The following is a 13,543-nucleotide window of genomic DNA, read 5'->3' as shown; positions in this document are numbered from 1 at the left end:
AATACGCTCAGGCGGGATTGCCGCAAAAGCGATATGCGGCCCGGCCATGGCCGGGAGCGTGACTATTTCGTCTACCGCGCCATCGATGATTGGGCTCCCCGCACGAAAAAGGGCGCCACCGACACCGGCAGCGCCCTTATCGAAAGCGCGATGGTGCTGTCTCAAGCCGGGAGCACGACCACCTTCGTCTTGACCGGCGTCTGGTTGTAGAGGTGGATCATGTCCTGCGTGAGCAGGCCGATGCAGCCGCTGGTGATGCCGTTGCCGATCGATTCCGCGTCGAGGGACGCATAGATCGTATAGAGCGTGTAGGCGCCGTTCTGGTAGAGATGCAGCGTGCGCGCGCCGAGCGGGTTGTCGAGGCCGCCGGGCATGCCGCGGGCGTATTTGGCGGCTTCCGGCTGGCGCTTGATCATCTCCTTGGGCGGCGTCCAGGTCGCCCATTCGGACTTGCGCCCGACATAGGCGTCGCCGTTCCAGCGGAAGCCGTCGCGGCCGACATTGGCGCCATAGCGGGTCGCCGTCCCATCGCCCTCGACGCGATAGACATAGTAATTGCCGGGATCGACGATGATCGTGCCGGCGGCGTGCTTGGTGTCATAGGCCACCGTGCGGCGGAAATATTTCGGATCGACATGGCTGATGTCGATCGCCGGGATCGGGAACTTCTCCTCGGGCACCGGCCCGTAGAGCTTCTGCGCCTCGGCGAGGCTCACGCCGTCGGTGGTGCAGCCGCCGAGCGCGAGCGCGCCGAGACCGGCGGCCGAGCCGGCCAGAAAAGCGCGGCGGCCGATGAGGCCGGCCGGGCGCCCGCGCAGGGCGATCTCGTGCATCTCGCGGGCATCGGCCCTGCTATCGTCGATGATCATGTTCCTGGACTTCCCATGTCCTGCTGCCCGACGAGAGATCACTCCGGCATACATCTGCTGAACCTCTTGGCGGGGCGGAGATTGCCGGCACATGGCATGGCTGGCAAGCTCCGGCTCCGCTGCATTCTCGGCCTCACGCCTTACGAAATCGCTTCCTTCAAATCCAGCGTTCCCTGCACTCCGATCGCCGCGTAGTTGCGTTTCAGCCAGCGCTTGGCGGCGGTGCGGCCGAGATCGCGCAGGCTGAGCAGGAAATTCCATTCCGAATTGAGGCGCGACGAGGAGGTCAGCTGCGCCAGCGGCAGGCCGCCATCGATGCGATGCATCAGCACGCGCTTGTAGTCGCCGGTCGAGAGCTTGCCGTCGTCGACGAGGCGGTTGACGAAGTCGATGGCGCGCAGTTCGCGTAAGAGCGAGGCGTTGAAGGTGATCTCGTTGAGCCGGTCCTGGATCGCCCGTGCGTTGGTGGGCAGTTCGCGGCGCTCGAGCGGGTTGATCTGCACCAGCAGTATGTCGTCGCCGGCCGCCTCGTAGAACAGCGGGAAGAGCGGCGGATTGCCCATATAGCCGCCGTCCCAATAGGCCTCCCCCGATATCTCGACCGCCTGGAACAGCATCGGCAGGCAGGCCGAGGCCATCAGATGGTCGGCGGTCAGCTCTTCGCGCGTGAAAATCTTGATCTTGCCGGTGCGGACATTGGTCGCCGAGATGAAGAGATTCACGTCGGCGCAGCCATTGACCTTGCTGAAGTCGATCAGGTCGGCGATCACCCCGCGCAGCGGATTGATGTTGAGCGGGTTGACGTCATAGGGGCTGGCGACCTTCGACAGGAGCTCGAACCAGATCAGCCCCGGCGGGCGCCCGTCGGTCCAGGCGCCGAGCATGGTGTCGAGCAGCGAGCGCTCCGAGCCGCCATATTTGCCGTCGACGCTGATCCGGCGCCAGAAATTCTCCAGCGCCGTGCGGGCGCCGTCGCTGCCGCCGTCGAGCCAGCCCTCGGTCAGCACCACCGCGTTCATCGCACCGGCGCTGGCCCCGGTGATCGCCTCGATGGCGATGCGGCCATCGGCGAGGATCTCGTCGAGCACGCCCCAGGTGAAGGCGCCGTGCGCGCCGCCGCCCTGGAGCGCGAGGTTGACCGACTTCTCGGCCTTCGGGCCCGCCAGGCCCTTGACCTGCGGGACGCGGCTGCGCTTGCGGCCGGTCACGCGGCGGTCCAGCCGCCATCCATCGGCAGGGTGGTGCCGGTGATCGACTTGGCCGAATCGGTGCAGAGGAAGACGGCGAGCGCGGCGACCTGCTCGACGGTGACGAATTCCTTGGTCGGCTGGGCCAGCAGCAGCACGTCGTTGATGACCTGCTCCTTGGTCAGGCCACGGGCCTTCATCGTGTCGGGGATCTGCTTCTCCACCAGCGGCGTCCAGACATAGCCGGGCGCGATCGCGTTGACGGTGATGCCCTTGGTCGCGACCTCGAGCGCCACCGTCTTGGTGAAGCCGGCGATACCGTGCTTCGCGGCGACATAGGCTGATTTGAACGGCGAGGCGACGAAGGCGTGGGCGCTGGCAGTGTTAATGATCCGGCCCCAGCCCTTTTCCTTCATCTTCGGCAGGGCGGCGCGTGTGGCGTGGAAGGCTGAAGACAGGTTGATCGCGATGATCTGGTCCCATTTCTCGATCGGGAACTCGTCGACCGGGGCGACATGCTGGATGCCGGCATTGTTGACGAGGATGTCGATCGCACCGAACTCGGTCTCGGCCTCGGCAACCATGGCGGCGATCTCGTCGGGCTTCATCATATTGGCGGCCGAGTAGCGCGCCTTGACCTTGTAGTCGGTCTCGATCGCACTGCGTTCCTTCTCGATCGCGTCGGCATCGCCGAAGCCGTTGATCACGACATTGGCGCCTTCGGCAGCGAGCGCGCGGGCGTAGGCGAGGCCGATGCCGGAGGTGGAGCCGGTGACGAGGGCGGTGCGATCTTTGAGGAACATGGGGCGGCTCCTGACATTTGGCCTGAGAACGCTTAACTTACCGGCGGAGGCTGGCATTGCGCCAGCGAGGGAGCGTCGGTCACCAGGACGGTGCCCGATGTGCTATTGCAACGCAACATGACGAAAATGCAGCCTGCAAGCGACGCTCATCATCACGATCACGAGCATGGTCTGTGCCAGCATGCGCACGACCATTCGGCCCATGCCGCCACCGGTCTGGCGCGAGCCGAGAAGGTCTGCCGCGAGCGCGGCCTGCGCCTGACGCCGATCCGGCGCAAGGCGCTGGAGGCACTCTATTCCGACCACAAGCCGGTGGGCGCCTATGATCTGGCGGATCGGATCTCGCCGCCTGGCGGACGCCGGTTGGCGCCGATCTCGATCTACCGGGCGCTCGACTTCCTGGTCGAGCAGGGTTTCGTGCACCGTCTGAGTTCGCGCAACGCCTTCATCGCCTGCCCGCATGGGCACGGCGCCGATGAGGCGGTCGCCTTCCTGATCTGCGAGATCTGCGGCGGCGTCGACGAGGACGCCTCGCCGGCGATGCGCCAGGCGATCCGGGGGATGGCGGAGGGCCGGCACTTCCAGACCTCCTATCAGGTGGTCGAGATCGTCGGCCGCTGCGAGCATTGTCGCGACGCTGCCGCAGCTTGACGATTATCCTGCAACGGCGCAGTGCAGCCGCGACGAGCCGCTGCCGGCAAAGGATCCGGACTATTCCATGAGCGATCAGCCGCTGACCTGCCTGCCCGAAGGGCCTGACGCCGCGCCGGCGCCTCGCAAGCGCACCGTCCCGGTCATGGTCGGCCATGTGCAGGTCGGCGGCGGTGCGCCGATCGTCGTACAGTCGATGACCAATACCGATACGGCCGACATTCCTGCGACGGTCGGACAGGTCGCGGCATTGGCGCGCGCCGGCTCGGAGCTGGTACGGATCACGGTCGATCGCGACGAGGCGGCGGCGGCCGTCCCGCATATCCGCGAGCGGCTCGACATCCTCGGCATCGACGTGCCGCTGGTCGGCGACTTCCACTATATCGGCCACAAGCTGCTGAGCGACCATCCGGCCTGTGCGCAGGCGCTGGCGAAATACCGGATCAATCCCGGCAATGTCGGCTTCAAGGACAAGAAGGACAGACAGTTCGGCCAGATTGTCGAGCTCGCGATCAGGCATGGCAAGAGCGTGCGGATCGGTGCCAACTGGGGCTCGCTCGACCAGGAATTGCTGACTTCGCTGATGGACATCAACGCCGCCGCAGCGAAGCCGTTCGATGCGCGGGCGGTGATGCGCGAGGCGATGGTGCAGTCGGCCCTGCTTTCGGCCGAGCGCGCCGAGGAGATCGGCCTCGGCAAGGACAAGATCATCCTCTCGGCCAAGGTCTCGGGCGTACAGGACCTGATCGCGGTCTATCGCATGCTGGCGGAGCGCGGCGACTACGCCATCCATCTCGGCCTGACAGAGGCCGGGATGGGCTCGAAGGGGCTCGTCGCCTCCTCGGCGGCGCTCGGCGTGCTGCTGCAGGACGGGATCGGCGACACGATCCGCTTCTCGCTGACGCCGGAGCCGGGTGGGGATCGCACGCTGGAGGTCAAGGCCTCGCAGGAATTGCTGCAGACCATGGGCTTTCGGGCCTTCGTGCCGCTGGTCGCGGCCTGTCCGGGCTGCGGGCGGACGACCTCGACGGTGTTCCAGGAGCTGGCGATGGACATCCAGAGCTGGATCTCCACCTCCATGCCGGAGTGGAAGACGCGCTATCCTGGCATCGAGGCGCTCAACGTCGCGGTGATGGGCTGCATCGTCAACGGCCCGGGCGAGTCCAAGCACGCCGATATCGGCATCTCGCTGCCCGGCACGGGCGAGACGCCGACCGCGCCGGTCTTCGTCGACGGCAAGAAAGTCGCGACCCTGCGCGGACCGTCGATCGCCGCCGACTTCAAGGCGATGGTCGAGGATTACGTCGAGCGGCGCTACGGCGCCCGCGCTGCCGCGGCCGAATAGGCGCAGTCGACCATTCAATCGTTTGAAGCGATTCTCGGCACGCATGACGCGAAAGTGGCTGCCGCCAGCATGGAACTGCTCTAGCGTCTTTGCCTGGACAGACAGGCCGTGCTAGAGGCCCCGGCCTTTCGCTGCATTGCAGCACCCGCGGAGCGCCCTGATGGGTCATGACCAGCAGCACCCGCCGGCCGCCAAGCCGGATGGGGATCGCTTCGGGCTCGACGAGCCGGCCGGCAACGGCCACTCCACGCAAAGCTATGCCGCATTGGCCCTGGGCGCGCTCGGCGTCGTCTACGGCGATATCGGCACGAGCCCGCTCTATGCGCTGCGCGAGACGATCCTGGCCGCGACCGGAGCGGCCTCCGGCGGACATGGCGGCGGCGCCGAAGTCGTCCTGACGGGCCCGCTGCCGCGCGCGGCGGTGATCGGCGTGCTCTCGCTGATCCTGTGGTCGCTCGTCGTGGTGGTGACGCTGAAATACGTCGTGCTGCTGCTGCGCGCCGACAACAACGGCGAAGGCGGCACGCTGACCCTGGTCGCGCTGGCGCAGCGCGCTTTAGGGCGCACGCGCGGCGGCATCGTGCTCTTTCTCGGCATGGCCGGCGCGGCGCTGTTCTATGGCGATGCCGTGATCACGCCGGCGATCTCGGTGCTCTCGGCGGTCGAGGGCCTGAAGCTGGTGACGCCGGTTCTGAACGACTACGTCATCACCATCGCATCCGTGATCCTGATCGCGCTGTTCCTGGTGCAGAGCCGCGGCACCGGCAAGGTCGCCAATTTCTTCGGCCCGATCATGACGATCTGGTTCCTGACGCTGGCCGGGCTCGGCATCTACCATATCGCCGACGATCTCGGCGTCTTCGCCTCGATCAATCCGTATTACGGCGTGCGCTTCTTCTTCGACCATCCCGGGCTGTCGCTCGCCGTGCTCGGCAGCGTCTGCCTTGCGGTGACCGGGGCCGAGGCGCTCTATGCCGATATGGGCCATTTCGGCCGCGGCCCGATCCGCAGCGCCTGGGTCTTTCTGGTGTTCCCGGCCTTGTGGCTGAACTATCTCGGCCAGGGTGCGCTGATTCTGTCCGACCCGACGGCGATCGACAATCCGTTCTACAAGCTCGCGCCGCCGGCGCTGATCCTGCCGCTGGTGATCATGGCGACCCTCGCCACCATCATCGCCAGCCAAGCGGTGATCACCGGTGCCTATTCGCTGACCCGTCAGGCGATCCAGCTCGGTCTGCTGCCGCGCCTCGAGATCCGCCACACCTCCGAGCATACCTCGGGTCAGATCTACATCCCGCGCATCAATATCCTGCTGCTCTTCACGGTGCTGCTGCTGGTCTGGACCTTCAAGACCTCGTCCAACCTCTCGCATGCCTATGGCATCTCGGTGTTCGGGGCGATGCTGGTCGATTCGCTGCTCGCCTTCATCGTGATCTGGCGGGGCTGGCGCTGGGGTCTGGCGGCCGCTGTCGCCGTGATCCTGCCCTTCCTGATCATCGACGTCGCCTTCTTCTCGGCGAACCTCCTGAAACTGCTCAGCGGCGGCTATGTGCCGGTGCTGTTCGCCATGGCGCTCGTCCTGCTGATGTGGACCTGGGTGCGCGGCACCAAGATCCTGTTCGACAAGACCCGCAAGACCGACGTGCCGCTGCTCGAGCTGGTCGGCATGCTGACCAAGAGCCCGCCCTACCGGGTTAAGGGCATGGCGGTGTTCTTGACCAGCGATCCCGAGACGGCCCCGGCCTCGCTGCTGCACAACCTCAAGCACAACAAGGTGCTGCACGAGCGCAACGTCATCCTGACCGTGCGCTCGGCCGATACCCCGCGCGTCGCCGAGAGCGAGCGCGTCAGGCTTTCGCGGATCACCGACGATTTCTGGCGCGTCGAGATGGTCTACGGCTACATGGAAAGCCCGAATGTGCCGAAGGGGCTGGCGATCCTGCGCAAGCAGGGCTTCAAGTTCGACATCATGTCGACCTCGTTCTTCCTGTCGCGCCGCTCGATCAAGGCCTCGCCGCAATCGGGCATGCCGATCTGGCAGGACAACCTCTATATCGGCCTGACCAAGAGCGCGACCGACGCCACCAACTTCTTCCAGATCCCGACCGGCCGCGTCGTCGAGGTCGGCACTCAGGTCACGGTCTGACGTATCAGCTCTGGCGCTGCGCGCTGAACTGCGCCGCGGCGCGCAGCATCGCCGCCTCCGGCCCGAAGCCGGCGAGCGCCGCGATCGCCTCGTCGCTCAGCCGGTCGCGCTCGTGCTTGGCGGCGTCGAGCCCGAGCGCGGTGACCAGCGTCGCCTTGCCCTTCGCGTCGTCCTTGGCAGTCGCCTTGCCCATCTGCTCGGCGCTCGCTTCGATATCGAGGATGTCGTCGGCGACCTGGAAGGCCGCCCCCAGCGCCTTGCCGTAGCGCTCCAGCGCAGCCATCCGCTCTGGGTCGGCCTGGCCGAGGCGGGCGCCGATCAGGACGCTGCCGGCGAGCAGCGCGCCGGTCTTCATAGCCTGCATCCGCCGGATCTCGGCCTGGCCGAGCTTCTCCGCGGTGCCGTCGCCGCCGAAGCGTCCCTCGGCGGCAAGATCGAGCATCTGGCCGCCGACCATGCCGCCAAGGCCGAGTGCGCGGGAAAAGAGCAGGACGATCGCGGCACGCGTCTCTCCGTCCGGGTGGGTCCGCGCGTCGGCGATGACGTCGAAGGCGAGCGTCAGCAGGCCGTCGCCGGCGAGGATCGCGGTCGCCTCGTCATAGGCCTTGTGCACGGTCGGGCGGCCGCGACGGGTGTCGTCGTCGTCCATGGCCGGCAGGTCGTCATGGACGAGCGAATAGCAATGGGCGAGCTCGACGGCGGCGCCGGCCCGCAGCGCCTGCTCGGCGGGGACGCCGAAAAGCCCGGCCGTCTCGACGACGAGGAAAGGCCGCAGGCGCTTGCCGCCGCCTAGCGCGCCATGGCGCATCGCGGCGAGGAGCCGGGCGGGGCGATGGATCTCGCCGGCCTCGAGCTCGTTCCGCAGCAGCGCGTCGAGCAGCGTCTCGATGGCCGCTGCCGTCTTCGACAAGGCGCTGGCCAGAGCCGGAGCGGGGGCCGTCCGTTCCACGGAACTCATCATCATCTCTCGCGTTTGGCAGCCTGATCTGGCGCTGACTTAGCGCGCGGGGCTTGCCGGAGGCGGCCGTAATCGTCAAGCGTGGGGGCATGACGCAGATGGCAGACAATCCAGCTCCACGACGCGGGAGCCTCGTGGGATGGATCGTCCGTGTCCTGGTCCGGTTAGCGCTGGTGCTGGCGATCGTTTTCGCTGCGCTGCTGCTGCTCTACCGTTTCGCACCGCCGCCTTCGACGCTGATGCTCGGCCGCTGGCTGACCTTCCGCACGGTGGAGCGCGACTGGGTGCCGCTGTCGCAGATCTCGCCCCATCTGATCCGTGCCGTGATCGCCTCCGAGGACCAGCGCTTCTGCTCGCATGCCGGCGTCGACTGGGGCGAGCTCAACGCCGTGCTGCAGGACGAGGATGGGCCCAGCCGCGGCGCCTCGACGCTGACGATGCAGACCGCCAAGAACCTTTTCCTCTGGCCGGGCCGCTCCTATCTGCGCAAGGGGCTGGAGCTGCCGATGGCGCTGGCGCTCGACTTCGCCTGGCCGAAGCGGCGAGTGATCGAGGTCTATCTCAACATCGCCGAATGGGGCGAGGGCGTCTTCGGGGCGGAAGCGGCGTCCCAGCGCCATTTCGGCAAGCCCGCCTCGCGCCTGACGCCGGCGGAGGCCGCCAGGCTCGCCGGAGCCCTGCCGAACCCGATCCTGCGCGACCCGTCGCGGCCGAGCCGGGCGTTGCTGGCGGCCGCCGGCCGCGTGCAAAGGCGGATGAACCAGCTCGGGCCGCTTGGAAACTGTGCGCTTCCGGCCGGTGCCAGCGCACAAGCGCCACTTTTTCCGCAGCATGGTCTAGCCAGAGCCCGCGCGAGCGTGTAAAGGCCAGCCCTCATCACGAATGTGACGTCGTCGCGACAGTGGTGCGGGTGAAATGCCCCGCCTCGCGCGAAGGCATGATGGAGAGTACCGATGGCCGTTCCGAAGAGAAAGACTTCGCCGTCGAAGCGCGGCATGCGCCGCTCGGCCGACGCGCTGAAGCAGCCTACCTATATCGAAGACAAGAACTCGGGCGAGCTGCGCCGCCCGCATCATATCGACCTGAAGTCCGGCATGTATCGCGGCCGTCAGGTGCTGAAGGCCAAGACCGAGGCCTGATATGGCGGGGCCCTGCGGCCCCAGTCTTCGAGACCCAAGAGCGCCGGCCGATAGGCCGGCCTTTTTGCGTTTATGCGTCAGGCCGAGTGCAGGAGCCGGTGCGGCGGGCGGCGCTGCGCCATTCCCTCATAATAGCGGCGGGCGCCGATGAAAGGCGTCTCGCGGTCGCGGCGGGCGAAGGGGCCGATCCCAGCCTGGCTCGCGGCGAGCTGGACGAGAAAGGCCGCGGGAACACTCGGCGTGGGGGCTTCCTGCTCCGTGAAGGAGGCCGTTTCGGGCTGTCCTGTCTCGATCATCGTGCCGCTCCGGAACATCTGGGGGTTCGGGAGCGAATCCTTGCAATCCGGGCGCCGGCCTTAACCGGCCGTTAACGCAGCCTCCTGCATCGTTTCGGGACAGTTTCCCGCCATTCCGCAATCAGGACGGGGCGGCTCTCCAACCCGTCGTCCGAGGCAGCCGCACCATGTCTGCGCCGTCCCTGTTCGGTTCCCGCGACGAGAGGATCGTCGAGCCGCGCAGCCTGCTCTCATCGATAGGCGAAGTGGCTTACAGCTGGGATATCGGCAGCGACACGTTGAGCTGGGGCCCGAATGCGGCCGAGGTGCTCGGTCCTGTGCCACTCGCCGTGCTGCAGCGCGGCCTATCCTTCGCCGGGCTGGTCGAGCCCGGGAGCGGGCGCAGCCGCTACGATGCGATCTTCTCCTCGGGCGGGCATGATCTCGGCGACGGTGCGGTCTATCGCACGCGCTACGCCGCCGATCTTGCCGGGCGCAAGATGTGGATCGAGGATGCCGGGCGCTGGTTCGTCGGGATCGACGGCCGCCCAAGCCGCGCACGCGGCGTGCTCAGGCTGGAGCGGGCCGTGCGGCCGGAGGAGCTGACCGCGACCGACGCCGATCTCTGCGATCGCAATGCGCTGGTCGAGCGCGTCGACGAGGCCCTGGCAGAGCATCTGCCGGCGGACCGCTCGGTCGTCGTGCTGGTCGCGGCGATCGGCGAGCTCGCGCGCCTCAATGGCGAGTTCGGCCATGAGGGCACGGAGGAGATCATCGAAGAGGTGCGTCAGCGCCTGCATTCGGTGATGCGCCGACGCGACCAGCTCATGCATTATTCCGGCAATCGCTTCGCCATCCTGCTCAGCAGCTGCCCGGCAAACCAGATCGAGGCGGCGGCGGAGCGCTTCATCAAGGCTGTTGCCCGCTCGGCGGTCGAAAGCTCGCGCGGGATTGCGCTGGTCAGGCTGCGCGTCGGCGCCGCGATCGCCCCGGACCTGGCCCGCGAAGGCGCGACGCTGGTCAAGGCGGCCGAAAGTGCGCTCTCAGGCGCCGAAGCGGCGGGGCTCGACAATGCGGTGATCGCGCGCCGGCCGGTTGTGGCCGAGGGCGGCGGCGGCGCGCCGCGGCTCGACCTCGAAGCCGTTGCCGCGCTGAACGAGCGCAGGGTGCGGCTGGCCCTCCAGCCGGTGGTGACGGCGAAGGGCCGCATTCCGGCCTTCCACGAGGCGCTGCTGCGGGTCGAGCGTCCGCAGGGCGGCTTCCTGGCCGCGGCCGAGCTGGTGCCCCTGCTCGAAAGGCGGGGCCTGGTGAACCTGTTCGACCATCGCGTGCTCGAGCTCGCCATGATGCATCTGACGGACCGGCAAGACGCGGTGCTGTCGATCAACGTCTCGCCGCGCACCCTGGCGGACGCCGACTGGATCGAGGGGTTCGAGGCGAGCGCCGGGGCGAGCCCTGGCGCGGCAAAGCGCCTGATCGTCGAGGTCACCGAGACGGCGACGATCGAAGATCCCGAGCGGATGGCCAGGCTCCTGGTTAGGATCAAGCAGCGCGGTGCCCGGGTGGCGATCGACGATTTCGGCGCAGGCCACACCTCGCTGCGGCATCTGCGCGCCTTTCCGATCGACATCCTCAAGCTCGACGGCGCCTTCACGCAGAACCTGCGGCGTTCGACCGATGATCGCTTCTTCGTGCGCACCCTGCTCGAGCTGGCGCATCATCTCGGCGTCGAGACCGTGGCCGAATGGGTCGACGACGAGCTGCAGGCTTCGATGCTGTGCGATTGGGGTGTCACCTATCTGCAGGGACACCTGGTCGGCAAGGCCGAGCTGAGCCTGCCGGACGAAACGCATGATGGCCCGCCACTGCGCGCGGCGGGCTGATAGCGCGGGCGATCAGCTCCGGTTGGAATTGCCGCTCACTTGTCCTTGGCGAGCTTGTCGAGCCGTTCGCGCATCTCGTTGAGCTCGCGCTTGAGATCGCCGAGTTCGCCGGTCTCGCCCTGGGCCGGCGCTTCGCCCCGGCCTTTCGCTGCGGCAGCCGCCGCGAAAGGGTTGAACAGGCGGAAGGCCTCCGTGAACATCTGCATATTGGCGCGCGTCTGGGCCTGGAGCGCATCTATCGCGCCCGTGCCGAAGGCCTTGCTCATCTGCTCGCGGATCTTGTTCTGGTCCTGCGTCAGATTATCCATCGAGAATTCGAGATAGCGTGGCACCAGGGCCTGCATGCTGTCGCCATAGAAGCGGATCAGCTGGCGCAGGAAGGTGATGGGCAAGAGGTTCTGCCCGTCCTTGCTCTCTTCGTCGAAGATGATCTGGGCCAGTACCGAGCGGGTGATATCCTCGCCGCTCTTGGCGTCGTAGACGACGAAATCCTCGCCCTTGCGCACCAGACCGGCCAGATCCTCCAGCGTCACATAGGAGCTCGTACCCGTGTGGTATAGCCGGCGATTGGCGTATTTCTTGATGACAGTCGGTTCTTTGTCGCTGGCCATCGACCCCACACGGCTAGTTGCGGACAAGCCCGAGGGATCGGGCAAGGCCGGAGAACGGTCCCGGAAGGAACGATAACTCTTCGGCTGCCTGCTGCAAGTTTTTTGAGCGCGCCGCGAGATCATGCCGAGTCTGCCTCGAAGATGAGCTTGGCTACTCAGCCCGCTTGACGGCGTCGTTTCGCCCTTCGAAGGTGTGGAAGACATGCCGCTGCGCCGCCTGGCCGGCGAGCGAACCGGAGGAAGAGCCCCATGGCTGAGAATGACATCGTGATCGTTGGCGCAGCGCGCACGGCGATCGGCTCCTTCAACGGCGCCTTTGCCAATACGCCGGCTCACGATCTCGGCTCGGCGGTGATCAAGGACGTGCTGAAGCGTGCCAAGGTCGATGCCGGCGAGGTCGACGAGGTCATCCTCGGCCAGGTGCTGACGGCGGCGCAGGGCCAGAACCCGGCCCGCAAGGCAGCGGTCGACGCCGGCGTGCCGCAGGGCTCGACGGCCTGGGGCCTCAATCAGGTCTGCGGTTCGGGCCTGCGGGCGGTGGCGATCGGCATGCAGCAGATCGCCAATGGCGATGCCAGCATCATCGTAGCCGGCGGCCAGGAATCGATGTCGCTTTCGGCCCACGCCTCGCACATGCGCGCCGGCACCAAGATGGGCGACGTCAAGTTCATCGACACGATGATCAAGGACGGTCTCTGGGACATCTTCCACGGCTATCACATGGGCACCACGGCGGAGAACGTCGCGGCCAAATGGCAGATCAACCGTGAGGAGCAGGATCGCTTCGCCGTCGGCTCGCAGAACAAGGCCGAGGCCGCCCGGAAGGCCGGCCGCTTCAAGGACGAGATCGCGCCGATCACGATCTCGACGCGCAAGGGCGACATCGTCGTCGACACGGATGAATACATCCGCGACGGCGCGACACTGGAGGCGATGGCCAAGCTGAAGCCGGCCTTCTCGAAGGACGGCACGGTGACCGCCGGCAACGCCTCGGGCCTCAATGACGGTGCCGCCGCGCTGGTGCTGATGACGGCAAAGGAAGCGAGCAAGCGGGGCTTGACCCCGCTGGCCCGTATCGCCTCTTGGGCGACCGCCGGCGTCGATCCGGCGATCATGGGTTCGGGCCCGATTCCGGCCACGCGCAAGGCGCTGGAGAAGGCTGGCTGGAAGGTCGGCGATCTCGACCTCGTCGAGGCCAACGAGGCCTTCGCGGCGCAGGCGCTGGCGGTGAACAAGGACCTCGGCTGGAACCCCGACATCGTCAACGTCAATGGCGGCGCGATCGCGATCGGCCACCCGATCGGCGCTTCCGGCGCGCGGGTGCTGGTGACGCTCCTGCACGAAATGGCGAAGCGCGACGCCAAGAAGGGCCTCGCCACGCTGTGCATCGGCGGGGGCATGGGCATCGCCCTGGCGGTGGAGCGCTGAGCAGCTCTCCGTCATGCCGAAGCAGACCACGCTCTATCGCTATCTCACCGGTCCCGATGACGCCTCGTTCTGTCATCGGGTCTCGGACGCGCTGAGCCGCGGCTGGGTCCTCTACGGGCACCCGACCCTGACCTATGACGAGAACTCGGGGCGAGTGATCTGCGGGCAGGCGATCATCAAGGATGTCGACCGGGCTTACGAGCCCGGTCTCGATCTCAGCAAAGAATAACGCGGCCGCATAGCCGCGT

14 protein-coding genes are annotated in these 13,543 nt (G+C 67.0%); 8 read left to right on the top strand and 6 right to left on the bottom strand.

The genetic code is table 11. The annotated features are described in order from the left end of the window. Positions 1-161: 161 nt before the first annotated feature. From BMZ21_RS20195 to BMZ21_RS20185, 3 genes are all read right to left on the bottom strand, one after another. On the bottom strand, positions 162-869 hold the full coding sequence (locus BMZ21_RS20195) for a L,D-transpeptidase (protein WP_091838217.1): 708 nt from the start codon (positions 867-869) through the stop codon (positions 162-164). 140 nt (positions 870-1,009) lie between these two features. Further along, positions 1,010-2,077, bottom strand: a complete 1,068-nt coding sequence (locus BMZ21_RS20190) for a patatin-like phospholipase family protein (protein WP_199777486.1) — start codon at positions 2,075-2,077, stop codon at positions 1,010-1,012. Beyond that, positions 2,074-2,859, bottom strand: a complete 786-nt coding sequence (locus BMZ21_RS20185) for a 3-hydroxybutyrate dehydrogenase (RefSeq protein WP_091838214.1) — start codon at positions 2,857-2,859, stop codon at positions 2,074-2,076. Before BMZ21_RS20185 ends, BMZ21_RS20190 begins: the two co-directional genes overlap by 4 nt. A gap of 117 nt (positions 2,860-2,976) precedes the next feature. On the opposite strand from BMZ21_RS20185, the gene BMZ21_RS20180 reads away from it, so the two are divergent. From BMZ21_RS20180 to BMZ21_RS20170, 3 genes are all read left to right on the top strand, one after another. Further along, the gene (locus BMZ21_RS20180; RefSeq protein WP_091838211.1) at positions 2,977-3,510 is read left to right on the top strand and encodes a transcriptional repressor; all 534 of its coding nucleotides are present in this window, start codon (positions 2,977-2,979) and stop codon (positions 3,508-3,510) included. Between the two features lie 67 nt (positions 3,511-3,577). Next, positions 3,578-4,855, top strand: a complete 1,278-nt coding sequence (gene ispG, locus BMZ21_RS20175) for a flavodoxin-dependent (E)-4-hydroxy-3-methylbut-2-enyl-diphosphate synthase (protein WP_091838209.1) — start codon at positions 3,578-3,580, stop codon at positions 4,853-4,855. A gap of 160 nt (positions 4,856-5,015) precedes the next feature. Next, positions 5,016-7,001: a potassium transporter Kup gene (locus BMZ21_RS20170; RefSeq protein WP_091838206.1), complete on the top strand. Its 1,986-nt coding sequence runs from the start codon at positions 5,016-5,018 to the stop codon at positions 6,999-7,001. Positions 7,002-7,005: 4 nt separating this feature from the next. On the opposite strand, the gene BMZ21_RS20165 is transcribed toward BMZ21_RS20170, so the two are convergent. Then, positions 7,006-7,959, bottom strand: a complete 954-nt coding sequence (locus BMZ21_RS20165; protein WP_244543921.1) for a polyprenyl synthetase family protein — start codon at positions 7,957-7,959, stop codon at positions 7,006-7,008. Between the two features lie 134 nt (positions 7,960-8,093). Between BMZ21_RS20165 and mtgA the strand changes: the two genes are divergently transcribed. Continuing rightward, complete coding sequence (gene mtgA, locus BMZ21_RS20160) at positions 8,094-8,822, top strand: monofunctional biosynthetic peptidoglycan transglycosylase (protein ID WP_425285454.1); 729 nt, start codon at positions 8,094-8,096, stop codon at positions 8,820-8,822. Positions 8,823-8,912: 90 nt separating this feature from the next. Continuing rightward, entirely contained in the window at positions 8,913-9,098 is a 186-nt protein-coding gene (rpmF, locus tag BMZ21_RS20155) for a 50S ribosomal protein L32 (protein WP_057189713.1), read from the top strand. Positions 9,099-9,175: 77 nt separating this feature from the next. Here rpmF and BMZ21_RS20150 read toward each other — a convergent pair whose 3' ends face one another. Further along, positions 9,176-9,394 (bottom strand): hypothetical protein, encoded by a 219-nt coding sequence (locus BMZ21_RS20150; RefSeq protein ID WP_143079743.1) that lies wholly within the window; start codon positions 9,392-9,394, stop codon positions 9,176-9,178. A 167-nt stretch (positions 9,395-9,561) separates the two neighbouring features. On the opposite strand from BMZ21_RS20150, the gene BMZ21_RS20145 reads away from it, so the two are divergent. Further along, positions 9,562-11,256, top strand: coding sequence for an EAL domain-containing protein (locus tag BMZ21_RS20145; RefSeq protein WP_091838196.1), 1,695 nt, complete (start codon positions 9,562-9,564; stop codon positions 11,254-11,256). A 35-nt stretch (positions 11,257-11,291) separates the two neighbouring features. Here the strand turns inward: BMZ21_RS20145 and phaR are convergent, their stop codons facing one another. Next, positions 11,292-11,867: a polyhydroxyalkanoate synthesis repressor PhaR gene (gene phaR, locus BMZ21_RS20140; protein ID WP_091838193.1), complete on the bottom strand. Its 576-nt coding sequence runs from the start codon at positions 11,865-11,867 to the stop codon at positions 11,292-11,294. 249 nt (positions 11,868-12,116) lie between these two features. Between phaR and BMZ21_RS20135 the strand changes: the two genes are divergently transcribed. Together BMZ21_RS20135 and BMZ21_RS20130 are read left to right on the top strand one after the other, a co-directional pair. Further along, a complete protein-coding gene (locus BMZ21_RS20135) occupies positions 12,117-13,295 on the top strand; it encodes an acetyl-CoA C-acetyltransferase (protein WP_091838191.1) in 1,179 nt (392 codons plus the stop codon). 13 nt (positions 13,296-13,308) lie between these two features. Continuing rightward, positions 13,309-13,524 (top strand): DUF1737 domain-containing protein, encoded by a 216-nt coding sequence (locus BMZ21_RS20130; protein ID WP_091838188.1) that lies wholly within the window; start codon positions 13,309-13,311, stop codon positions 13,522-13,524. The last annotated feature ends 19 nt before the right edge of the window (positions 13,525-13,543 follow it).

Origin of the sequence: Allobosea lupini, from assembly GCF_900109525.1 — a bacterium.
Lineage (GTDB): Bacteria > Pseudomonadota > Alphaproteobacteria > Rhizobiales > Beijerinckiaceae > Allobosea > Allobosea lupini.
Note: the sequence above shows the minus strand (reverse complement) of the source record. Positions and strands in the feature narration are given on the sequence as shown.